The sequence below is a fragment of the Beijerinckia indica subsp. indica ATCC 9039 genome (genome assembly GCF_000019845.1).
Taxonomy (GTDB): Bacteria; Pseudomonadota; Alphaproteobacteria; order Rhizobiales; family Beijerinckiaceae; genus Beijerinckia; species Beijerinckia indica.
Map to the genome: position 1 here is coordinate 2247594 of NC_010581.1, position 24495 is coordinate 2272088.

Sequence of the window (24495 nt, forward strand, 5' to 3'; positions counted from 1 at the left end):
CCCTTACACCATAACAGGCGCGCGGCCGCGAATTTCCACTTGGCCATCGCGCAATCGCGCATCCCAGGTCCGCAAGCGCTTGCCTTCATCTTCGAGACAGACACCATCGACCAGACGGAAATGCTGCTTGTATAGAGGTGAAGCAATGACGAGATGCCCCTTGAGATCACCGACAATGCCGCGTCCAATCACATTGGCATTGGAGAACGGATCATGATTATCGACGGCATAGACCATGGGCTCGCCGTTCTGTCCCGGCGCGCCATTTGGCAGATAGAACAAAGCCACTTGTGCGCCATCCTGCCAGGCAACCACACCTGAATTGGCCACAAGGTCGCCAATGCCGCAGACCGATGTCCAGTCGGCAGGCCCTGCATAGTCAGGCACAGCGTCCGGCAGATTGTCGGCCGGCTTCACCTGATCGCGCTCGGGCACTACGCGGACATTCGGATCGGACCGGGAATCATTGACGAAAGTCCGGAAACGCTTGAGCTTGTCCTCATCCGTCAACACATCGCGCCATTCGCAGCGATAGCTGTCCACCACCGCCTGCATCTGGCGCTCCAATTCATCACAGATGCCAAGCGAGTCGTTGATGATGACATCGCGCAGATAATCCAGCCCGCCTTCAAGATTTTCACGCCAGGCAGCGGTGCGCTGCAGCCTGTCAGCGGTCCGGATATAGAACATCAAGAAGCGGTCGATATATTTCACCAAAGTTTCGAAATCGAGATCGATCGCGAAGAGTTCGGCATGGCGCGGGCGCATTCCCCCATTGCCGCAGACATAGAGATTCCAGCCAACTTCCGTGGCGATTACGCCAACATCCTTGCTCTGAGCCTCGGCGCATTCACGTGTGCAGCCAGAAACCGCGAATTTCAATTTGTGCGGGGAGCGCAGACCCTTGTAGCGGTTTTCGAGATCGAGTGCCCTCGCAACACTATCCTGGACGCCATAACGGCACCACGTACTGCCGACGCAGGATTTCACGGTGCGCGTCGATTTCCCATAGGCGTGTCCGGTCTCGAATCCAGCGGCGAGCAATTCACCCCAGATATCCGGTAATTGATGCAATTGCGCGCCGAAGAGATCAATACGCTGACCACCGGTAATCTTGGTATAAAGACCATATTTCTGGGCGACCTGCCCGAGTACGATCAGCTTTTCGGGCGTGATCTCGCCGCCCGCGATCCGCGGCACCACTGAATAAGTACCATTCTTCTGCATATTGGCCATGAACGTATCGTTCGTATCCTGCAAAGGAATGTAAGCAGGATCGGTAATCGGTTCGTTCCAGGCCGACGCCAGAATAGAGGCGACACTCGGCTTACAAATATCGCAGCCGAGCCCGCCATTGCCATAGCGTGCCATCAGCTCTTCGAATGTCTTGATTTCATGGACCCTGACCAGGGAATAAAGTTCCTGCCGCGTATAGGAAAAATGTTCGCACAGGCTATGATCGACTACGACACCGCGCGCGGTCAGTTCGCCTTCGAACACTTGTTTCAACAGGCTGGCGCAGCCACCGCATCCGGTGCTGGCCTTTGTCGACTTTTTGAGGCTAGCGAGATCGCCGCACCCTCCATCGATGGCCTCGCAGATCATGCCCTTGGTGACATTATGACAGGAGCAGATGGTGGCTGTCGCCGGCAAGGCGTCCGCGCCCAAAAGCGACGCGCCGTCCCCTTGCGGCAGGATCAACGCGGCAGGGTCCGCAGGCGGGCGAATGCCATTCTGCACATATTGCAGGATCGTATCATAATAGCTGTTGTCACCGACCAGGATCGCGCCGGTAACACATTTGCCATCGGCCGAGAGCACCAGCCGCCGATAGCTGCCATCCGCCTCGCCGATGAAACGATAGCTCGCCGAACCAGGCGCGGTGCCATGAGCATCGCCGATCGATCCGACATCGACGCCGAGCAGTTTCAGCTTAGTGGACATGTCGGCGCCCGTGAAAGCCGCCTCCTCGCCCGCCAGCACAGCGGCTGCTGTCCGGGCCATCGTATAACCCGGCGCGACGAGACCGAACGTCTGATCCCGCCAAGCGGCACATTCGCCCACGGCCATGATCGAGGGATCGGAGGTGCGACAATGATCATCGATCGCGATGCCGCCCCGGGTGCCGAGTGTCAGCCCACAGTCCCGCGCCAGCGCATCTTGCGGGCGGATACCGGCGGAGAAGACCACCAGATCGGTTTCCAGACATGTGCCGTCGGAGAAAACGAGACGGTGACGGCGCGATGTGCCGGGAACGATCTCTTGCGTGGCATGGGCGGTGCGCACGCCAATGCCCAAAGCCTCGATGCGATGCCGCAAGGCCCGGCCACCCTCGTCATCAAGCTGCACCGGCATCAGACGCGGCGCGAATTCAACGACATCGACCGCCAAACCGAGCAATTTGAGTGCGTTCGCCGCCTCAAGCCCCAAAAGGCCGCCACCTATGACGACACCATGCGATGCGCCTTGCGCGGCCGCGCGGATCATGTCCAGATCTTTAAGCGTGCGATAGACGAGACCAGCCGTTCCGACATTCCCCGGCACAGGCGGGACGAAAGGAAAGGACCCTGTCGCCAGGACCAAAGTCGTGTAGGAAAAATCCCCCTCGCCCGTGACGATCTGCCTTTTTTCCCGGTCGATCGAACGAACATGAATCCCAAGATGCAATGTTACGCCATGGGCGGCATGGAAATCATCCTGGTGCAATTGTAACGCCCTGGCGTCCTGACCGGCCATATATTCGGACAAGTGCACACGATCATAGGCATGATGCAGTTCCGCGCCGAAGACATGAATGTCAAAACGCTCGTGCAGATCATGCGCGACCAATTGCTCAACAAAATGATGGCCGACCATGCCATTGCCGACGACCATGATCTTCTCGCGATGATTACGTTCGGTCATATATTGAGACCTCCAGGCAGATGGGACAATCGTCCATGGCCAGAACTTTGATTCAATGATCTGCGTCGGCGGCCGGATCGCCAGCCCGCGCAATGGCCCCATACGGTGGGGCGAACCCGAACAGGATCGGGCACGCACACACAAGACGTGACAGTCTCTTGATGGGAGACGTGGCTTTTCAGAAAATCAGGCTAGAGTTGCAAACGGGACAGCGAGATACACAGATGCCTTACGCGTCCCCGCGACTTCCCCGATCTCTCCAACTTGTTCTTCAACCGAGGAGGTGACGCGCCAACGGCGCTGGCAATAGAGGATGCCCAAGAGAGCAGCCACGGCCAGCAGGCTGAACAACAGAAAGCCCGCGCCATAGGAACCGGTGAGCTGCCGCGCGGCGCCCAGCGACGAAGCTAAATAGAAGCCGCCGACGCCGCCACTCATCCCCACCAATCCAGTCATAATTCCAATGGCATGACTGAAATGTTGCGGCACGAGCTGGAAGACCGCCCCATTGCCCATACCCAAAGCCAGCATGCCGAGAATAAAAACCGGCATGGCCAGCCAGATCGAAGGGAGCCCGGCAGCCACAATGGCGAAAACAATGGCCGCCACGGCATAGAAGACAACCAGAGCCCGGACACCGCCCACGCGATCAGCAATCACGCCACCGACCGGCCGGACAAACGAACCGGCGAAAACAATCAGCGCCGTACACAGGCCAGCCATGGCCGGCGGCAACCCATATTGATCGTTGAAATAGATCGTCAACGAAGCTGCAAGCCCGACGAAGCCGCCGAAAGTGACGCTGTAGAAAAACATGAACCACCAACAATCGGCCTGCCGCAGAAGAGGCAACCAGGCCGAAAGCGGACGCGCTGGGGGACGTTTCGGAGAGTCTTTTGCGAGCGCGATAAAGATGACCAGCACGATGACAAGCGGTATCGCCGCCAGACCGATCACATTCAGCCAGCCATAAAGGACGGCAAGGCCCGGCGCGAACAAGGCGGCCACCGCCGTGCCGGAATTACCCGCACCGGCAATCCCCAAAGCCGTGCCCTGATATTTGGGCGGATACCAGGACGAAGCCAAAGGCAAGGCGACCGCGAAGGACGCACCCGCGAGGCCGAGCACCAGAGCCAGCACAAACATATATTCATAGGAATGCGGCGCGATCAGCCACGTCGTAACGAGCCCCAGAATGACAACGATCTGGGCTCCAATACCGACAGCGCGGGCGCCGAAGCGATCGACCAACGCCCCCAGCACAACACGCAAAAAGGCGCCCGCCAGAACGGGTGTCGCGACCATGAAGCCTTTTTGAGCGGGATTGAGATGGAGGTCCTGCGCTATCGAGATCCCGAGCGGACCCAGCAGCACCCAAACCATGAAGGAAATGTCAAAATAGAGAAAGGCGGCAAAGAGTGTCGGCAGATGCCCTGCTTTCAGAAAACCTCTATCCATAGGTCTGATCCGATGACGAGGAAGTACTCCAGTTCCATCGTCGCCCCTTGGGGCCAAGCAGGCCGCCGTTGACCCACCAGTTCGTCACAAAGGCTTTTCAGCCCGCACCACACCCATCCACCGTTGAATAGGCGCGTGAACCGAGCAAAATTTGGACATTCATTGGAGCCGCCGTCAAAGAGACATGCGGCCCATTCTTCCCGGCACGCCGACATTAAAGCAAATATTATGCCTGCCATTCCAAGGGCAAAAAATACCCCCAAGACGGCAAGCGCCTTGGGGGTTCTGATGTATTATTATGCAGACTGCCTGTAAGAATGCCAACAGTCTTTGTTCGGAATGCGCCTTTTATACCCTTCCCATCTCAGCTGGTCAGAAATTCATCGGTGGGACCGAAAAATTCATAATGAATCCGCGCATCGGCAACTCCCGATGCACGCAGGCCACTGATGAGATCACGCTGAAATTCATGCGGGCCACAGACATAATAATCCGCATCTTCCGGCATTTCGGCGCGCAACCAGGCGGCGGTCACATGACCGGCTTTGTCATAAGCGACGCCAATTTCATCCTCGAGACGCGGCGCACTGTAGAAAATCGTCGGACGAATACGCCCTTTCGAAGCGTCCGACAGGGCACGCACACGCGCTCCAAACGCATGGGTCGCGCCTGAATGTGTGGCATGGATGAACCGCACAGGCACTTGCGAATCCGTTTGCGCAAGATCCTCCAGCATGCTGATCATCGGTGTCAGCCCGACGCCCCCGCTCAACAGAACGAGCGGGCATGTTTCCGAAGCTGGCAGCGCGAATTCTCCGGCTGGTGCCGAGACCTTCAGCGTGACGCCGATCTTCCCCTCATCATGCAGCCAGTTCGATATTTTTCCCTGGTCGGCACGTTTGACACTGATCCGATAGCTCTCCTGGCTAGGCGCGGAAGAAATGCTGTAATTACGGCGGAAGGATCCCTTGTCCGCAAGATCGAAAGCAAAGCTCAGATATTGGCCCGGCCGATGCCGGAGAACCTCCTTGCCATCCGAGGGAGCCAGTTCGAAGGATGTGATGGTGTCGCTTTCGTCTATACGGCGCGCGATGGTAAAGTCCCGCCAGCCGGTCCAGCCGCCCGGCGCTTGTTCATGCGCGTCATAAATCTGCTTCTCGCGGCCGATGAGCAGATCAGCGAGAAACCAATAGGCCTTGCCCCAGGCGTCGATAATCTCCGGTGTGGCGGCGTCGCCAAGAACCGCCCGGATCGCGCCGATCAAAGCCTCTCCCACATAAGGATAATGTTCCGCCAGAATGTTCAGGCCGACATGTTTCTGAGCAATGCGTTCGACGGCGGCGCCAGCCAGCATGCCAAGATTATCGATATTCTTGGCATAGGCCAAAACCGCCATGGCAAGAGCCCGAGGCTGCGCACCATCGCCTTGATGGGACTGGTTGAAGAGGGATTTAATGGCCGGGTTCTGCAGCAAGCGCGCATACATTTCCCTCGTAATGTCCAGGCCATGCGCTTCCAGCGCCGGCACTGTCGCCTTGATGAGGGCAATGGTTTCTGGAGAAAGAGGCTCGGCCATGATCGCTCCTATAAGGGGTAAACAATATACCTCTTATAACCTCTGGAAATAAGATGTAAAGATGGTACATCTTATCCATGCGCCTGACCCTGCACACCGATTATGCCTTACGGACATTGATTTTTCTCGGCCTTCACCAGGAGCGCCGGGTGTCGATCCACGAAATCGCCGATGCCTATGGCATTTCGGAAAATCATCTCATGAAGGTGATCCAGAAACTGGGCCGCCCAGACGGATTTATAGAAACCACCCGCGGTCGCGGCGGCGGTCTCCGCCTCGCTCGCGCACCGGATAAAATCCGGCTTGATGACGTTGTGCGCTATACCGAAGAAGACATGGCCATTGTCGCCTGTTTTCAGCAGGCAAAAGATCACGAGGCCTGCGTTCTGACCGGCTATTGCGGCTTGCAATCCATATTAGGAGAAGCCCTGGCTGCGTTCCTGGCCGTTCTTCAGCGCTATACGCTCGCCGATCTGCTTTCCAGCCCTGATCGGGCGCAGATTATGAGACTGCTGACACCATCGTCGTAAGGATCAAGAAAAGAGCCTCATGGCCTGTTCCAGCGTGAACCTCCAAGAGTCAGGAGCCAGAATGGCCAAGCCTGTGCGAGGCTTTTGGTGTCCTTTTGCCCTGGCTTGACGATCGGATCATTGTGGGGGACTTTGCCGATAAGCTTTTAATTTCCGGCTCTTTGTCGATTGGATCATGACAGCATTACCCGACACGGCAGCCGCGCGGCTCGCTTCTCTCCTCGATTATATCGAGGAACTCGTCCGGCTGGACGAAAATGTCGCGAAGCGGCTGGGTGAACATCGCCTGCCAAATGGTCGATCGTTTGTTCTGCATCAGCACGAACTGCATGCCCTTCCCGGGATCACGCTGAATCTCATCGATGATGATGGCCCGATTTGGCTTGCAGCCGAACGTCTTCGACGCAGTGCGCCGCCAGCGCCACCGGAAGAAGCCAAGGAATGGATTGATGTTTCGCCTGATCCCGACGCGTTACCGGTTATTCGCTCATTTCTACTGAGGACCGTGACCGAGAAGGAGCGCGGCGCGCTGGTCAGTGCAGGCCAAGCGAGAGCGGAAGATTGCGCGGTCTCGATGCAAAAGGTCAAGGACGACATCCCGCTCTGGGATGTTCGTTTGCGCATCGAGGACCGGCCGGAAATCTCGCGGCTTGCAACCGAATGGCTCGAAAATCTCTGGACGCCCTGGGCCATTGCCGAACGTCCCGTCCGGCGATCGCTTGCCCTTTATCAACAATTATTCGAGATCGTGCAGCTCACCGAAATGGGTGCCAACGATCATCCGTTTGAAATCGTATGGGGTGTCGGTCTTACGCGATGGAAGCGTGATGGCCATGAAGTCGATCTGCCGCTCATCGAGCGGCTCGTCGAAATCGAGATCGACGAGAAGGCCGCTGGCACAATCAAGATCAGGCCACGGACCGAGATCAAGATCGGCTCGCAAACTGGCTCCCAAGCCGCCGATGCCGGCGTCAACTTGCGCCCCTTCGATGCGATGGGCATCCCCGGGGTCTCGCTTGCCCGTGATGCGGCGCGGCGCCTGATCGCGACAATGGATCAGGATGAAGGCATCTCGCCTTTCCAATGTGACAGCTTCGAACCCACCTTGCGTGCTTGTCAGACCCAGCTCGATGCAGAAGGCGTCTATCTGCCCGACACGCTTATTTTAGCGCCCGAGCAGCCGGTTCCACCGGCTGACTCACGCCTCACTGTCTCTGACCGGTGGGTTATCTTCGCGCGTCGCCGCTCGGATAGTTTCCTGCTGAATGATCTCAACAATCTTAAGCAATCGATCGAGCTTCGAACAGATACGAACCCCTTGCCCGGACCGGCGCGCACCCTTGTCATGGGGCCACAAGACGGGCCGACGACGGACATCTGGAAGCCGTTGAGCCATAATGTCGGAGAATCTCCCGCCAGTGAAACCGTCTCTTCGCCAACCATCGAGGCTGGCGACCTGTTCTTTCCCAAGCCCTTCAACGACGAGCAAGTCGAGATCATAAGAAGGCTGAAAGCATCTGATGGCGTCGTCGTTCAAGGGCCTCCTGGAACAGGCAAGACCCATACGATCTCAAACATCATTTGCCATGCTATGGCGCTTGGCCACCGCGTGCTCGTGGTCTCGCATGGTGAGCCGGCGCTTGCCGTTCTGCGAGACCAGCTTCCGGAGGGGATACGCGATCTCGCAATCAGCGTCACGGCAACCGAACGGGAAGGTTTGAAACAGCTCGAAACAGCGGTCCGGCTGCTGCAATCCGTCGTCGAAGACATCCGGCCCGATGAGCAAAACAAGCTCATCCGTGACCTTGAGGCCCATGTCTTGGGCTTGCGAGAAAAGCTCGCCGCAACCGACAAAAAGATTGCACAGATTGCGACCACACAGCTCTTGCCAGCGTTCGGCCACCAACCGGCGGAACTTGCCAGGAAAGTCGTCGCCGCCAGCACCTCTTTCCATTGGTTTGAGGATAGACCGGCCGGCACCTCGATCGATCTTGCCCCATCCGATGCAGCCATCGACCGCCTGCGGGCGGCCCGCGCGGTTTTGGGGCCGCGCCTCCAACATCTTAGCTGCACATTACCCTCCGTGGAGGATCTGCCCAGCGGCGAGGCCATGGCCAAGCTGCATGAGGATCTCGTGCGATCAAAAACCTTCGCCGAGGCCGCGGCACGCGACCCTTCGATCCGCATACGCCTCACCTCACCGTCTGATATCGCTCTCGCGATGAAAGCCGCCGAAGCGCTCGCGACCTTGCGCCGCATCCAGCCCATCGCGGCGGCAATCTCCTGGCTCGAAGCGCTGGCGGATCGCAGCTTGCGAGGTGATGAATCCGATAGCCTGCTCGCACTGATCAAGGCATTCGTCGAGGATGCCCGGCCAGTCGTCCACCAGCGTCAACGCTATATCGCCCTGCCCGTCGAATTGCCCGCTGGATTCGATCAATCCGCAGGTGACGCATCGGCTCTCGTCACGAAGCTTGCCGCTGGCGAACAGGTTTTCGGATTGTTCTCCTTCCGAGCCAAGAGCTTCAAACCCTTGATCGAAGGCATCAGGGTGCGGGGACTGGCGCCGGCGAACGCCAATGAATGGCAACACGTGCGCGATCATTTGGTCTGGCGCGATCAGGTTACGGCCTTGAGCGTGCGCTGGCGAGCGCTTGGTGAGGAAATCGGAGCCCCGCCGGTCGGCTCTGCCCGCGACCTTGAGGATCTGGTCGGCAATCTTGATGCGATCCTGATCGAGGCCAGGAAAGCCTTCGACATTATGGGCTCTGCCTTTGCGGTGATCATGGCTGACGGCGCCTCGCCGCAAACTCTATGGCCGAGCGTGGAACGGATGACGGCCGTTGAGGACGCGCTGCGCAATGCTGCGGCAGCCACACATCTGGCCAAGGCACAGGCCGAGCTGACAAAACTTACGGCCTTGTTCCCGGACGCCTCTGGCAAACTGGGAAAGCTCGCACGCGATATCTTGAACGATGCGATTGGTCTTGAAAGGATCGAACCCGATCACATCTCGCGCCTATGGTCGACTCTCCGCAACCAGATCGCTGATGTGAAGCAGCATGCCACGCAGATGCAGATCGTGCGCGATGTGAGTGCCGCGATCGAGGCGGCCGGTGCTTCCCGTTGGGCGAAGCGATTGCGGACGGAACCCCTTGTGGATGCAACCGACACATTGCTGCCGGGTGATTGGCGGGACGCATGGGACTGGGCCGCCGCCAAGGCCTATCTGATGCACATTGATGATCGGGGCGGTTTACAGACTCTTTCGGAAGAGCGCGTCCGGCTCGACAGCGACTTGCGCAACACCTTCGAACGCCTTGTGAAGGCAAGAACCTTCTACGAACTCGGCCGTTCAATGAAGGGTACGGTTCGCAGCGCCCTCATGATGTTTACCACAGCCTTGCGCAAGATCGGCAAGGGAACAGGGAAAGGCGCGGCGCGACACCGCCGTGATGCCCGCCTCGCAATGGCTCAGTGCTACAGCGCGATCCCGTGCTGGATCATGCCGACATGGCGCGTGGCCGAGCAATTGCCGGGCGAAATCGGATCCTTCGATCTTGTGATCATGGACGAGGCATCGCAATCCGACATCAAGGAACTGCCCGCGTTGCTGCGTGGCAAGAAAATTCTCGTCGTCGGTGATGACAAGCAGGTGAGCCCCTCAGCCGCCTTTATCGAGAATGCCAAACTGGACCGTCTGGAGCATAATTTTCTGCAAAAGCAACCGTTCAAGACATTGCTTCTGCCCGGATCATCACTCTACGATCTGGCTAAGGTCATGTTCCCCGATAAGCTTGTGATGCTGCGCGAACATTTCCGCTGCGCCGAGCCGATCATTCGCTTTTCCATGGGTTTCTATCCAGAACCGCTGGTGCCCCTCAGAGTGCCCAATGCCCATGAGCGGCTGGACCCTCCGCTGGTCGACATCTATGTTCCCGACGGGCGCCGCGTCGGCGATAAGCAAAATCCTCGTGAGGCTGAGGTCATCGTCGAGGAAATCCGCACAATCATCAATGAGCCAGCGCTCGCACGGATCGAGGCTCATAATCGCTGGCGGACGATCGGCGTCGTCTCTCTCATAGGGGCCAAACAAGCGGCCTTGATCAATCGGCTGCTCCTCGAGGAACTGGGCGAGGAGATCATGAGGCGTCATCACATTGCTTGCGGCGACAGCGCAACATTCCAAGGCAATGAACGAGACGTGATCTTTCTGTCCATGATTGCCGATCCAAACAATAAACAGGCCCAAACGGCAACGCAATTCGAGCAGAGATTCAATGTGGCGATGTCGCGTGCCCGCGATCGCCTGGTCCTCGTCAGGTCAGTCCACGAGGAAGAGCTGAAACACGAAGATCTCAAGGCGCGCATTATTCGGCACTTCCGCGATCCAATGGCAGAGGCATCGGCACCCAAGGGAGATCTTGCAGCTCTGTGTGAATCAGAATTCGAGCGTGATATGTTCCAGCGCCTGACGGAGCGCGGATATCGCGTACTGCCTCAGGTCGGCGCGCTTGGCTATCGTATCGATCTGGTTGTAGAGGGTGCCAATGGCCAGCGATTGGCCATCGAATGTGATGGCGACAAATATCATGGGCCTGAACGCTGGTCCGACGACATGCGGCGACAGCGTATCCTTGAACGCGTAGGATGGCGGTTCTGGCGCTGCTGGGCCTCGAGTTTCGTTCTCAATCCAGACAGTTGCATGATGGATCTGGTCGAGACATTGGACCGGCTGAACATCCGTCCCACCGATGAAGAACGGCCGATTGGAAACTTCACGCTTCATCTGACCGCTACGCCCAAGCAGAGGTCAGGCGGTAAGACCGCGCTCTCTTCCACGCCCAAAGCACACACTGAGCATGAGGATGCTTCTGAAGGGAAGCCTCCTTCTCCGGAAGGCATTCGAATAGGTGATCGCGTGATCATCCAATATCTGGATGATCACAAGACCATGAGTTTCACGATCACGAAAGACAAAGAGGATTATGCCAATGGTTTCCTCTCGGTCGGATCCCCACTCGGAAGTCAGCTCCTCGGAGCGGTGGAAGACGAGGAAATCGCGTTCGAGGAAAGCGGACGAGCGAGGCCTGTGCTCATCGTCCAGCACAAACGCGCCGCATAAGCGAAATTTCAAGAACGGTCTAACGATCATCTTTTATGACCGTTAGACGTATAACAAGAATGCTGATTGTGGCCTGTTCCCTGATAATGGCGTTTTATCGCAGATGATCTGTCCTCTAATAGCCCACTCTTTTAGTAAGGGCTTGCAAAACAGATCAATTCGCCTCGCGCTGATCGAGAACGGGCTCGAGAATATGATGCAACCCGGTCAGAATGGGCTGATCCGCCCTTTTCATCACCTGACCGAGAGCATCCTTCTCCTGGAGGTCCGAATGGCGCTCAAAATCACCCACGGTTTCTGCCGTGAAACGGCCAATCGACATGCCCTTGGCACAAGCCGCTGCCTCAACCTTCCGCGCAAAGGCATAACCCAGTGATGCCACCGCGGCCTGGGCGACTTTTTCATGAGAACAATTGCGCAGAATTTCCGTAATCGACGACATGGTTCCTCCCAAATCGATTGAAAGCGGTTGTCTGGCGATCATTGAGCCCGTCGACCTTTTAACCGACTTCATTGTAAATTATAAATATAAAGACCGCATGACAAGAATTAGACCTGCCATCCAGCTTCGCCATTCTTAAGAACAAACTTCTGCTTGGGCGGTATACCGCCACCCAATGCATTGGCAAAGATATCATCAATTAACGCACTGGATACGAAGTATTTGCGAATATTCCCAGTATAATTGAAGCAACATGCGATTCAAGGGACAAAGTCCACATTAAATCATCTGCTCGATTTGCCATCGAAGAGCGGAGGGCTCTGCAAGGCGATAGAGAGCTTTGGTCGGTGTTTCGAAGGACCCGATTTTAACCGAAATCCCTCCAACCCGATTAACGGCCTCGAACCCTTTTTCATCGGTCAGATCATCCCCGAAGAAAACCGGACGCCGGCCGAAAAAAGGCGGCTCGGTGAGAAAGTTGGTGATGGCGGTACCCTTGTCGAACGCAGAGGGCTTCAACTCCACCACCATTTTACCTTCCTGTGCTTCCAAACCGTGTCTTGACGCTAATTCCTCGACACTAATGCGCACGATTTCGGAAAGTTCCGGGCATTGGCGAAAATGAATCGCAAGCGTGGCCCCCTTGTCTTCCAGCATGAGACCTTGAAATTTATCGACAAAGGCCGACACCTCTGGCCTTGCCAGATCAATATTTTGCCGCGAGGCCAGCATTTCAACCGTCTGGGAGAGACGAATTTGCCCGCCGTGAAGACCTGCGGCTGGGAGCACGAGTGGCACGAAGATCCGGTCTATATCCTCGATCATGCGCCCGCTCACCAGGGCCAAAGCCCCTTTGGTTTTGGCGGCCAATTGGAGCAAAAGGCTTTTCAAACCCGCATCCGCGACAACATCGGCCGGATGGGGCTTGATATCGAGCAAAGTCCCATCGACATCGAAGAAAAAGGCGCTGGTGCTGCAAGGCATCAGCTTCCACAGCCCGGGCTCTGCCGCAGGCTTCGTGTCCTTGATTGTCGTGTCCTTGATTCGTGCGGTCGGTTCGAGCATCAACAAGGTCCAAAGGGACTGCCGGGGCCAACTTTTATAATGGGGCTGGATCATGCTGATTTTGAGGCGGAATGACTCAAACCATATCCGATAGCGAAACAACGACCGACCGTTTTCTCGACGGTGCTTTGGTCCTGCGCCAACCCCGCAAGGGGCACCGCTCGGGCACGGATGCCATTTTGCTTGCAGCGGCGGCCCCAGGCGACTTCGAGGGTCATGCACTCGATCTCGGCGCGGGCGTCGGCGCCGCGGGTCTGGCGCTTGCCGTCAAACGTCCTCACCTCACAATCGGGCTTGTGGAAAGGGAGCCTGGCACCGCCCAGCTCGCCGCTGAGAATCTGCATCTCAATCAGCTCGCGGAGCGCGGGCACGTTTTTGTCGCCGATCTCCTGTCGCCGGCCTCCCGCCGCGAGGCCGGCCTAAAAGAGGGAGCAGCGCAAATGGTCATCACCAATCCGCCCTTCTATGATCCAGCCTGCATGCGTCCTCCGCAGGATGCCCGCCGCCGCCAAGCGGCGATGATGGAGGCCGCTGGTCCCGTGCCGCTCGAACGCTGGATTGGGGCAAGCCTCGCCCTTCTGGCGGCAGATGGCCTGTTCTTGATGATTCATCGCCCCGAGGTGCTCGGCACCATTATTGGTGCCTGCGCGGGCCGCGCCGGAGCGCTCGTCATCCTGCCGATACAGACAAGCCCCAAGTCCTGCGCCAAGCGTGTGCTGATCCGCGCGCGCAAGGGCAGCCGCGCTCCCCTCGCCATCGCCCCTCCCCTCGTCCTGCAAAACCAGGGGCGGTTCACGGACGAGGCCGAGGCCATCCATCGCGGCACGGCCTTTATCGATTGGCCGTGAACCTTGTTTTATACGAGTGGTCCGAGAAATCGCCTCTTGGAACACTCTCAAATTTTCGTATATTATTGAAAATATTGAAACTTGAGAAAACCACCAAGCGTCAGCTATGGTCTTTCCCGGCTTTACCAATAGAAGGGATGATACATCGGGCTCCAATGATTGGGGCGCCAGTAGAAATCCCGAGAGGCAACGACACGCGGGTAATAATGATAGGCCGGCAAATGGCCGGCGGAGGCAGTGTGACGATATCGCCAGTGCCTCCTATGGTGGTAAGACACGGTCTCGATGGATAGCCTTGGGGCTTCGACCTGCAAGGACGCGCTCGCTTGAGACAAGCCCGCCAAGGGGGCAGCCTGCGCAACACCCGTCACAATGAGGCCGCTAGCGAGGATCGCCCCCGCGATGACCGTTCTGAACGAACCCATCATGTTTCCTTGCTGCAAGAGACCGGGACAGGGATGTCGCGCGATAGATGCCACGACATTATCGCAATGTCTTTAATCAGAAAATAGGCCAGGAGATTGATGGCGAGCCCAACCCTTCTTATGCCGTCCAGCGCTCGATCGGTCCCCCGCCAATCGACCTGTCTCGCGCTCGCCTTGCTTGGCAAGACGCCTCCGCCATTGTAGGAGCCATATCGTGCAGCCTTTCCATGGCCAATGGTTTATGCCCATGGAGAATGACGCTTCAGTTTTCTGGTGCCTTGATGTCTTCTACCCTCGCCCCCGCTCCCCATCCAGAGACCGCGCCCGCAGGGATCGATTTCCTTGATCCGACACGTTCCTTTCAAGGCCTGATCCTGACCTTGCAAAGGTTCTGGGCGAGCCAGGGCTGCGTCATCTTGCAACCCTATGACATGGAAGTGGGCGCGGGCACGTTTCATCCGGCAACCACTCTGCGCTCGCTTGGCCCGAAACCCTGGAAGGCGGCCTATGTCCAGCCCTGCCGTCGGCCAAAGGATGGGCGTTATGGCGAAAATCCCAATCGCCTGCAGCATTATTATCAGTTCCAGGTCGTCCTGAAGCCCTCACCGCCCGATCTCCAGGACCTCTATTTGCGCTCGCTCCAAGCCATCGGGATCGATACACGTTTGCACGACGTCCGTTTTGTGGAAGACGATTGGGAAAGCCCGACGCTCGGCGCCTGGGGCCTTGGTTGGGAATGCTGGTGCGACGGCATGGAAGTCTCGCAATTCACTTATTTTCAGCAGGTCGCCGGCGTCGAATGCGCACCGGTCTCGGGCGAACTGACCTATGGTCTCGAACGGCTTGCCTGCTATCTGCAAAATGTCGATCGCATCATGGATCTCAACTACAATGGCCGCGAGGGCGAGGAAAAAGTCACCTATGGTGATATATTCCTCCAGGCTGAGCAGGAATATTCCCGCTATAATTTCGAAGCCTCGAACCCGGAAATCCTGTTCCAGCATTTCAAGGACGCCGAAGCGACCTGCCGCCTTTTGCTGATCGAGGCTGAAAAAACCGGCAAGGGCCTCGTGCTGCCGGCCTATGACCAATGTATCAAGGCTTCACATCTCTTTAATCTTCTCGATGCACGCGGCGTCATCTCCGTGACTGAACGCCAGTCCTATATTCTGCGTGTGCGTGATCTCGCCAAGGCCTGTGGCGCCGCATGGCTCAAGACCGCCGGCGGCGGCGCCCTCTGAAGCCGGAACAGTAAAAATCAGGGGACGTCCTCGAGGAACACTCGGCCGATCTTTGGGCGAGCAACCTCGGGGCACTGTCTCTTCGGCGCAGGAATACGACAGCGGGGTCCTCTAAAACGGGATTGGAGCAGAGAGAGTGTCGATGCGCCTCGCCAAAACCCTCGTGCTTGCCGCCTTGGCTTTATGCCTCGCCCAGGCCTCGGCAATCGCCGCTGTCAAAGTGACCTTCGTCAACCCGGAGCATTACACCGATCTGGACCGTAATCGTCCCTGGTATCAGCAAGACACATTGAATCAGTTTCAGCGGACGTTCGAACAGCTCGGGGCCACCTATCTCAAGCCCGGTCAGACCCTGAAACTCGACGTGCTCGATATCGACCTTGCCGGTTATTTCGAACCTTGGCGCTTCTATGGTTACGATGTCCGCATCATGCGCGACTACACACCACCACGTTTCAAGGTCCACTACGCCCTGGAACAAAAAGGGCGCGTCATTCTTCAAGCCGATGAGACGATCACGGATCTGGCTTATTTGATGAATCCGGCGGGGCGCCTGTCGAGCGAACGCCTCGGATATGAAAAAGCGATGCTGAAGGATTGGTTTCGCAATCGCTTCGGGCTGATGCGTCCGCCGCCCGGCGTATGACGCATCAGCCCGAAAGGCTCAGAACGCTTTGAAGGTGATGATCGTGCGCGTATCCACGATCCCTTCGAGGCCGTGCAGGTTCTCACCGATGAAGCGACCAATATCAACATCAGGGCCGACATAAAATTTGGCGAGAATGTCATAACGCCCGGCGATCGAATAAATTTCCGAGGCGATTTCCGCCTGAGCCAGAGCATTGGCGACATCATAGGTCCGCCCGAGCGCACATTTGATCTCCACAAAAAAGGTCTGCATGGGCGCTGCTGGATCCTGACATCTGCTGGTGCGATTGCGTTTCATCGCCAATAGGACAAATCGGCGATGAATTTTTGCTAGTGCCTCGGAAAGACAAGAATTCAAGAGGAGAAACAAGGATCATAGTCTGCAACGCTCGATAGAGACATCACATTGGGCGGCGCGTGACTCTCACAATCAGCATAAAGCGGACTTCTCAGAAGCCATAATCCTCACATACGTTCTTTGGAACATCGAGGCCAGCGCCAATTGCCCGCTCGACGGCGGCGAAATGCGCGCGCAGGAACGCTTTGAAGCCAGGGATCGTCATGTCCCGGCTTTCGGGTACCGGCCGGTTCTCGGCGCAGCGCAGAATCAGATCGGTCGAGAGCTTTGGATCACGCCCGCGAAAGGCATCGATGATTGCAATCTTATCGTCGATATAGGCGCCGACCGGTTTCCATCCATCGCCCTCTTTATGCAGGAGCACCTGGTTGGCCGGCGTTGGCTCCGCCTGATTGGCGAGCGCCGTGGCGAATTCCGGATCTTCCTCGATGATCGTCTCCGTCCCGACGACCCAGCCCGGTGCCGTGAGCCCCGCCATGAGATCATCGAACGGATTTATTTTCGCGTAGCCTTCCCCCTGTCCCAGGCCGGCCATGAATTCCGAAAGCGTCAGCTGCCAAACAATCATCAACGAAAATCCTGTAGAGGCGATTTAACAGCCAGAGTCGCTTTAAGCGATCCTTGGGTTCATTCCCGGATTTTTTCATTCCCCACAGGTGAATGAAAAGTTCGAGAATGTTCCAACAGCCGTCCGTATAGTCATGAGCACAATTTATACCGCGCGATGATCAGGTCGTTTGCCCTTTCACCGCTTCGATCAATTGTTTCAGGGAGAAAGGCTTCGGTAGAAACGCAAATTCTTGTCCCTCCGGCAGATTTTTGGCGAAAGCCTCCTCGGCATAGCCGGACACAAAAATGACCTTGGCCATGACGCCCCGCTTACGCAATTCACCGAACATTGTGGGACCATCCATCTCCGGCATCACGACATCGGAAACGACGAGATCAATCTTGCCCTCATTCTGTTCGACGACTTCCAACGCCTCTAAGCCGGAACCTGCCTGTAGCACGGTATAACCACGTGAGGTCAGAGCCCGCGCGCCAAAAGCGCGCACGGCTTCCTCATCTTCGACGAGCAGGATCGTTCCCCGACCGGTAAGATCGGCGGCGGGCTTTGGCGCCTCCACCACCGGGGCTTCGGCTGAATGCTCCTCCTTGTATCGCGGCAATAGGATCGAAAAGGTCGTGCCGACACCCAAGACACTATCACAAAAGACAGTGCCTCCCGTTTGCTTGACGATGCCATAGACCATGGCCAGCCCTAGCCCCGTCCCCTTTCCAACTTCCTTGGTGGTGAAGAAGGGTTCAAAAATCTTATCCTTGACGTCGATGGGAATGCCCTGACCATTATCTTCCACCTCGATCAGGACATATTCGGCGGGCCGTACCGTTTTTTCACTGAAAGCGGCGCAGGCTTCAGGTTCGATATTGCGCGTGCGCAAGGCAATCCGTCCGCCGTCCGGCATGGCGTCACGCGCATTGACGACGAGATTGACGATGACTTGTTCGAACTGATTGAGATCGGCCTTGACGAGCCAGAGGTCGCGGCCATGCCGTAGATCAAGTTCGATTGTCTCCCCGACGAGGCGGCGCAGCAGCATTTGCAGATCGGAGAGAACATCACCAAGCTGGAGCACTTGCGGGCGCAAGGTCTGCCGGCGTGAGAAAGCCAGCAATTGACGCACTAGGCCCGCCGCCCGATTGGCGTTCTGCTTGATCTGCATAATATCCTGGAAGGAGGGATCAGTCGGACGCTGATTGGCAAGCAGAAGATCCGAATAGCCGATGATGGCAGTCAACACATTGTTGAAATCATGCGCTACGCCACCGGCGAGCTGACCAATCGCCTGCATTTTCTGCGATTGCGCGAAATTATTCTGCAAGGTCCGCAATTCAGTCGTATCCAGCGCGTAGATCATCGCGCCGCCTTGTCCTTCATTCGCGCTCGCGACAAACAATCTGGCTGAGCGTTCTTCCGCGCCGACAAACGTGACATCGACCGGTGGAATATCGCCTCCCGACCGCGCCGCTGCCTGAATCGCTTCATCGAGCCCCGCACGATCAGGCTCGATAATCGAGGCCTGGAGCGCGCGAGGTGGATTTTTGCCGTTTCGATCGAGAGCCTCCGGCATGAAACGAGCGAAAGCAGCATTGGACCGCAGGAGCTGGCCGGAGCGATCGACGATCGCCATAGCGATCGGAGTGGTATCGAACACGCGTGCGAAACGAGTCTCGTTTCCCCGCAGACCCTCTGCCGGTTCTTCATTCGCCGCCCGATTGAGAACAAGGGTGCAGGATGTCTCTGGCCGTCCATCCTCGCCGAAGGCGATCCGGTGCAAGAGCCGCACGGGCAGGCTCCGGCCTTCACGCCGTTTCAGATCGAGATCCAATTGTTCACAACGCACTTCCCCCGGCGCACCTTTCTTGGCGCCGAGCACATTGGCCCCATCGCCAGCCATCAAATCCCCGAGCGCGAGGCCACCTGATCGCGTCTCTCGTCCATCCAATTGAAAAAGCGCGATCTCTTCCGTCTCGCGCGGCGTCACATCATAATCGAGCCATGTCGCCAGCGTGGCATTCAAAAAGGTGATCCGTCCGTCCCGATCGGAAGAAAAAAAGCCCGCTGGCGCTTGATCGAGAAAAGCAATAGCACGACGCCATTCGCCAAAGAGCTTTTCCTGTTGCTCCCGCTCGCGCGTAATATCGGTGAATCTCCAGAGCGTCGCCGGTCGCGCCTCTTTCAAAAACAGGGGGCGCACGGCAATCCGATACCAGCCAAAAGGCGCGCCCCCCATGAGCGCAGGGCTGAGTCGCAATTCCTCTAACCCTGCCCGGCCTTGCCGACCCGCCTGAGCCAGGCGATAGATCGCCTCCCTGATTTCCGGCACGTCAGCGAACCGCCGCTCGACCGCCGGCCCACGCCACAAATCCAGAGGGCCGACCAAGGCCTCATAAGCCGCATTACCGTAGAGAAGCGATCCTTCCACATCAGTCACGACGAGCCCATCGGTACTTTCGTCGCAAATCAAACGGCTCAGGTGCAAGTCCGGCTTCAGTCCCGCAATGCGCAACCAACCGCAAGCATAGGCATAAAGCGCGAGAAGGCCGACCACCGCGAAGAGGGCCAGGCACCAGACAGCGAGACCGGCAGCCATCTCGCGTGGCAGCAAGGACAAAGCGGCCATCACTGTCACGAAAACAGTCAACAACAGCAAGATCATGCCGGATATGCCGGAGCGTTTCATCGGAACCGGCATTTTGAAATCGGTCATAAGGACATCGCCTCGATTCGTGCCAGAAACAGGGTGCGTGTTAAAAAACAAATCAGATGTTCCGCTCAGGGCATGCGAGAGCCCGTCCGATCGATTCCGAGACAGTCTTGAAATGATATCAACACCATAAGGCGTTTTTCTCTCTCGAGCTGCAAAATATCTGATCTCGTTTTTCTCAAACGACTCGCTCCATGACCATTAAGTTCATGTCCTGACCAAACCTTGCAACGCCCGCTCTCCATCAGAGCTCCAATGAAATTCCATATATTATTGATTTAAATACACAATCACTGAGCTAACCATCGCTTTGGCTGTTGAAGTCCATGGAGAGTGAACTCTTTCTCCAACGCCGCCCTTCCCACGATCCAAACGTCAGAGGGGTTCGATTGCCAATCGATCTACGATCAGTATAAAGGATTTCATCACACAATCCTGGTGCAAGGCTTGCTGGTTACACGGTTTTGGAGCCTTGTTCTCACTCTTCAGGATCGGCCTCTGGACTATCGGACCTTCGAATCGAAGCCGCTTCCCCAGATCCATGAAAATTGAGCGCAAGGCGTGAATTGATCGTCTTTCGCGCTTATATCGAAGCCTATCGAATTTGATCCATGCGGCTGGCCGTCCGTGACGCGCGCATGAGATCCCATGATCATGATGGGGCAGTCCGCCATGAAATTCCCACTTGCCCGCGCCAATAAGGCCTCATTCTTCACGATAAGCCTTTTGGTGGGCGGATTTTTGCTCGGCGATGGGTTTCTCGCATCTTTCCATCCAGCCTTTGGACAGATCCAGACCGCGCCGGCGGCGCGCCACCGCTCCCCGACTTATGATCCTGATGCGGGATCATCTCTCCCGGTCGATGTTTATCGCCAGCGCCTTTATCATAATTCAGGCACAGCCGGTCGCATGGGGCTCGGCGCTGACCCTTATCACCCGGAAGGCCCAGGCAATGTCGTGACACCCATGAGGTGAGCCGCCGAGCTTGCCCAGTTTTTCACGGTGTGCTCTAGCTTTCGTGAACGGTTGGCCTTAATCGGAAAGGAACCGGGCCTCTCCCGCAGAGAGAGCCCAACCGGATTTCATCAAGCAAACCATCGATACAGGCCTTGAACGAGCAATTTTTCGAATCCAAGACCCTGATGTATGCTGTGGCGCTGATCACTTTCCTGATCGCCGTCGTGCTCATCCTGCTGATCTTCCGGCTCGCTTTTGGCCGCAAGCTGCGGATGCCGGGCGGGCGGACGCGCCAGCAACGGCTCGGCTTGGTCGAAGCCTTTGATCTTGACCGGCAACGCCAACTGCTCATCGTGCGGCGAGACAATACCGAACATCTCATCATGATCGGTGGTCCCAACGATCTCCTGATCGAGGCTGAGATCATCCGGGGTGATGGCCGGTTACGTGACAAGGAGACGCGAGAGCCAGCCGGCATTCCCGGTCAAAACCTGACTGGAATTCCTTGGCCATCGCCTGGCGTCGCTCCGACTCCGATACAACCCTTCACCGAACCGCCGCTCGTTCCGGAGCCCGTGCGGATGGAACCCGTCGCAGCGGAAAAGCCCTTGCCGCGCACTGAACCGGTTTATCGGCCAACCCCCGCTCCCGAGCGATTTGCTCCTGTCGAGGGCCCGGCACAGGCACCGCAAGAGCCCTTCCCGGTGAGCCGTCGCGAGGCTGAACGCTCCCTAGCCGCCCAGAGCGCGCCTCCCGTTCCTCCGCGCCCCACCCCTGCCCAACCGTTGCCTCGGACGCCGGCCTATCCCATGCCGCCCAAGCGTCCTTTGCCTCCCTTGGGCACACTCGGCAACCGCCCGACGCCAACCCGAGAGCAAACCGCTCCGGGAAGCCCGGCAGCTGGTCCCGCCGCAGCTTTTCCTCGCGCCCCCATCACCACACCTTTCCTGAGACCTCTGCCACAACGCCAAGGGTCAACGGAAGCCACGCGGGAGGAGCCCACCGCACCGTCTTTCGCGCCAGAAACTGCGGTTCCGCAGCCGCAGGCCGAACAGGTTCAACCCCCGCCGCCGCCCACACCAGAACCAACACCCATCCCTGTGATGGCCGAAGAACCTGTGGCAACGCCTCCTTCAGAGCCCAATCTCGCGTCGGAAGCCAAAATCGCCGAGTCAGTGGATTCGCTTGAAGAGGAAATGGCGAAGCTGCTTGGCCGTAGTTCCACGGACTCTTAAACGCCCCTGGAAGAACGAAACGATCCAACAGAAATGGCTTCGGCGCATTAACGCCAAAGCCGAATATGCTAATCTTGCGTATTTTCAATTGAATTGAAGACGTTCTTTATTGAGTTGGTGAGGAAGTAATTCCTATCTCTTTGTTTTAATGGATAATTCTGATTGAGGATTACGATCTATATTGGCGATGGGCCGTTCAACGCTAAAACCTCGCCCGCAAGATAGAGGCTGCCACAGATCAAGATCCGGGGCGGTACGCGCCAATCTCGAACAGCCAGAAAACGCAGGGCGGAGCTCACGCTCTCACAGGCTGCCGCCGACAGACCGGCGCTTTGCGCTGCCGCCGCGACTTCGCTAGTCGGGCGCGCATGACGCTCGCTCAACACGGGAACAGCCAGAACTTCTTGAGCCAAGCCTTTGAAGGCGCTGAGAAAAGCGACCGTGTCCTTACTGGCCAGCGAACCGCATATGAGGACGAGCGGGCGCGGCATCTTTTCTTCGAAATCCGCCATCGCCTGACCCAGCACTTGTCCTCCCTCGGCATTATGCCCGCCGTCGAGCCAGAGTTCGGCCCCTTCCGGGGCAAGGGACACCAACAGCCCCTTGGCGAGATTTTGCAATCTCGCCGGCCATTCCACCTGCACCATGCCACGTCCGATGGCTTCGAAAGGGAGATCCGCGTCGAGCCAGCGAAGCGCCGCGATCGCTTGGGCCGCATTGTGATGCTGATGGCGGCCTGGCAAACGCGGCAAGGGTAAATCGAGGAGCCCGCGTTCATCCTCGAAGATCAGATGGCCATGTTCCTCGCGAACACCATATTCTTGGCCGGAGCGAATCAAGGGCGCATGCAAGCGTGCCGCGTCACGCTCGATGACGGCCAAGGCTTGCGGTTGCTGCGGTCCGATGACCGCCGGTACCCCCTGTTTCAGAATTCCCGCCTTTTCACCGGCGATCTTCTCAAGCGTTTCACCGAGGAATTCCTGATGATCGATCGAAACCGGTGTGATGATCGTCATGCGGGGATTTTCGACAACATTGGTCGCGTCCAGCCTGCCGCCGAGTCCGACCTCGAGCAAAAGGTAATCTGCCGAATGCTTGGCAAAGAGATGGAAAGCGGTCGCCGTGGTCGATTCGAAAAAGGTGATCGGTTGCCCCTTATTGACGGTCTCGCAAAAGCGCAGAGCCTCCAATAATTCAGCATCACCGACAAGACGGCCGCCGCCCGGCGCGCCGAGCCTGATCCGCTCATGAAACCGCACGAGATGGGGCGACGTATAGACATGGACCCTTTTGCCCGCAGCCTCGAGAATGGCGCGTAAAAAGGCCACCGTCGAACCTTTGCCATTAGTCCCGGCGACATGAATGACCGGCGGCAAATGCTTTTCGGGCGACCCCATGGCGTCCAAGAGCCGCCGCATACGGCCGAGCGAAAGCTCGATCTGCTGCGGATGCAAGGTGAACAGCCGGGCAAGAAGCGTGTCGAGAGCCTGCATGCGATGGGGTCAGGCGGGGATCGGAGCGCGACGCGGGCTGTTGGTTAAAAAGGCGCAAAGACGGGCGAGCACGGCAGGCAGATCATGCCGGCGCACCACCATATCAACCATGCCATGCGCCTGTAGATATTCCGCGCGCTGAAAACCTTCCGGCAAATGTTCGTGGATGGTCTGTTCGATGACCCGCGCCCCGGCAAAACCGATGACGGCGCCGGGTTCGGCGACCTGAATGTCGCCGAGCATGGCATAGGAGGCGCTGACCCCTCCGGTCGTCGGATGTGTCAGAACGACAATATAGGGCAACCTGGCCTCCCGCAGGGCCTGCACCATCAGCGTCGTACGCGGCATCTGCATCAGGGAGAACATGCCTTCCTGCATGCGTGCGCCGCCGGAGGCTGTGAAGATGATGAAAGGCGCTTGCCGTTCAAGCGCCTGCTGCATGCCAGTGATGACAGCCTCCCCGGCCGCCATGCCGAGAGAACCGCCGAGAAAGGCGAAATCCTGCACCGCCACGACCGCATCGAGGCCTTGTAACTTGCCATAAGCCAATTTGACCGCATCCGGCGCGCCGGTCTTCTGACGATATTCCTTGATACGGTCGGTATAGCGTTTGACATCGCGGAATTTCAGCGGATCGAGCGGGACCTCCGGCGTCGGGATCGTCTCATAGACTCCTTCGTCGAATAGAGCATCGAGCCGCGGCTTGGGCGCGATATACATATGATAACCCGACCCCGGAATGACGAAAAGATTGGCTTCCAGATCCTTATGGAAAACCAGTTCGCCGCTTTCCGGGCATTTGATCCAGAGATTTTCCGGCGTATCGCGCCGCAGGAAGGACCTGATTTTCGGCGGAACGACATTGGAAATCCAATTCATTGCGGTTCTCTCGGCGATTGTCTCGGGTTACGCTCTCGGAGC

18 protein-coding genes are annotated in these 24495 nt (G+C 57.5%); 7 read left to right on the plus strand and 11 right to left on the minus strand.

Annotated elements, in window-relative coordinates; translation table 11 throughout:
• Window positions 1-3 precede the first annotated feature (3 nt).
• The 3 genes from nirB to hmpA form a co-directional block, all read right to left on the minus strand.
• The gene (gene nirB / locus BIND_RS09970; protein WP_012384949.1) at window positions 4-2904 is read right to left on the minus strand and encodes a nitrite reductase large subunit NirB; all 2901 of its coding nucleotides are present in this window, start codon (window positions 2902-2904) and stop codon (window positions 4-6) included.
• Between the two features lie 186 nt (window positions 2905-3090).
• Window positions 3091-4362: a nitrate/nitrite transporter gene (locus BIND_RS09975; RefSeq protein WP_012384950.1), complete on the minus strand. Its 1272-nt coding sequence runs from the start codon at window positions 4360-4362 to the stop codon at window positions 3091-3093.
• Between the two features lie 364 nt (window positions 4363-4726).
• Window positions 4727-5938 (minus strand): NO-inducible flavohemoprotein, encoded by a 1212-nt coding sequence (gene hmpA / locus BIND_RS09980; RefSeq protein ID WP_012384951.1) that lies wholly within the window; start codon window positions 5936-5938, stop codon window positions 4727-4729.
• Between the two features lie 77 nt (window positions 5939-6015).
• Between hmpA and BIND_RS09985 the strand changes: the two genes are divergently transcribed.
• On the plus strand, window positions 6016-6468 hold the full coding sequence (locus BIND_RS09985) for an RrF2 family transcriptional regulator (protein WP_012384952.1): 453 nt from the start codon (window positions 6016-6018) through the stop codon (window positions 6466-6468).
• A 175-nt stretch (window positions 6469-6643) separates the two neighbouring features.
• Complete coding sequence (locus BIND_RS09990) at window positions 6644-11593, plus strand: AAA domain-containing protein (protein WP_012384953.1); 4950 nt, start codon at window positions 6644-6646, stop codon at window positions 11591-11593.
• 154 nt (window positions 11594-11747) lie between these two features.
• On the opposite strand, the gene BIND_RS09995 is transcribed toward BIND_RS09990, so the two are convergent.
• Both BIND_RS09995 and otsB read right to left on the minus strand, forming a co-directional pair.
• Entirely contained in the window at window positions 11748-12035 is a 288-nt protein-coding gene (locus BIND_RS09995) for a hypothetical protein (RefSeq protein WP_012384954.1), read from the minus strand.
• A 279-nt stretch (window positions 12036-12314) separates the two neighbouring features.
• Entirely contained in the window at window positions 12315-13100 is a 786-nt protein-coding gene (gene otsB, locus BIND_RS10000; protein ID WP_012384955.1) for a trehalose-phosphatase, read from the minus strand.
• A gap of 71 nt (window positions 13101-13171) precedes the next feature.
• Between otsB and BIND_RS10005 the strand changes: the two genes are divergently transcribed.
• Complete coding sequence (locus tag BIND_RS10005; protein ID WP_012384956.1) at window positions 13172-13948, plus strand: tRNA1(Val) (adenine(37)-N6)-methyltransferase; 777 nt, start codon at window positions 13172-13174, stop codon at window positions 13946-13948.
• Window positions 13949-14070: 122 nt separating this feature from the next.
• Here BIND_RS10005 and BIND_RS10010 read toward each other — a convergent pair whose 3' ends face one another.
• Window positions 14071-14373 (minus strand): hypothetical protein, encoded by a 303-nt coding sequence (locus BIND_RS10010; RefSeq protein ID WP_012384957.1) that lies wholly within the window; start codon window positions 14371-14373, stop codon window positions 14071-14073.
• 281 nt (window positions 14374-14654) lie between these two features.
• On the opposite strand from BIND_RS10010, the gene BIND_RS10015 reads away from it, so the two are divergent.
• Window positions 14655-15614, plus strand: a complete 960-nt coding sequence (locus BIND_RS10015) for a glycine--tRNA ligase subunit alpha (RefSeq protein ID WP_012384958.1) — start codon at window positions 14655-14657, stop codon at window positions 15612-15614.
• Between the two features lie 142 nt (window positions 15615-15756).
• Complete coding sequence (locus BIND_RS10020; RefSeq protein ID WP_012384959.1) at window positions 15757-16260, plus strand: DUF3016 domain-containing protein; 504 nt, start codon at window positions 15757-15759, stop codon at window positions 16258-16260.
• Between the two features lie 18 nt (window positions 16261-16278).
• Here BIND_RS10020 and BIND_RS10025 read toward each other — a convergent pair whose 3' ends face one another.
• The 3 genes from BIND_RS10025 to cckA all read right to left on the minus strand — a co-directional run bounded on the left by BIND_RS10025 (window position 16279) and on the right by cckA (window position 19892).
• Entirely contained in the window at window positions 16279-16515 is a 237-nt protein-coding gene (locus BIND_RS10025) for an Lrp/AsnC ligand binding domain-containing protein (RefSeq protein WP_012384960.1), read from the minus strand.
• Window positions 16516-16711: 196 nt separating this feature from the next.
• The gene (locus tag BIND_RS10030) at window positions 16712-17188 is read right to left on the minus strand and encodes a hypothetical protein (RefSeq protein ID WP_012384961.1); all 477 of its coding nucleotides are present in this window, start codon (window positions 17186-17188) and stop codon (window positions 16712-16714) included.
• 160 nt (window positions 17189-17348) lie between these two features.
• Entirely contained in the window at window positions 17349-19892 is a 2544-nt protein-coding gene (gene cckA, locus BIND_RS10035) for a cell cycle histidine kinase CckA (protein ID WP_012384962.1), read from the minus strand.
• Window positions 19893-20561: 669 nt separating this feature from the next.
• On the opposite strand from cckA, the gene BIND_RS10040 reads away from it, so the two are divergent.
• Both BIND_RS10040 and BIND_RS10045 read left to right on the plus strand, forming a co-directional pair.
• Entirely contained in the window at window positions 20562-20864 is a 303-nt protein-coding gene (locus BIND_RS10040) for a hypothetical protein (protein WP_148210609.1), read from the plus strand.
• Between the two features lie 134 nt (window positions 20865-20998).
• A complete protein-coding gene (locus BIND_RS10045) occupies window positions 20999-22081 on the plus strand; it encodes a hypothetical protein (RefSeq protein ID WP_012384964.1) in 1083 nt (360 codons plus the stop codon).
• Window positions 22082-22257: 176 nt separating this feature from the next.
• On the opposite strand, the gene BIND_RS10050 is transcribed toward BIND_RS10045, so the two are convergent.
• Entirely contained in the window at window positions 22258-23574 is a 1317-nt protein-coding gene (locus tag BIND_RS10050) for a bifunctional folylpolyglutamate synthase/dihydrofolate synthase (RefSeq protein WP_012384965.1), read from the minus strand.
• A gap of 9 nt (window positions 23575-23583) precedes the next feature.
• Window positions 23584-24453 (minus strand): acetyl-CoA carboxylase, carboxyltransferase subunit beta, encoded by an 870-nt coding sequence (accD, locus tag BIND_RS10055; RefSeq protein WP_012384966.1) that lies wholly within the window; start codon window positions 24451-24453, stop codon window positions 23584-23586.
• Window positions 24454-24495 lie beyond the last annotated feature (42 nt).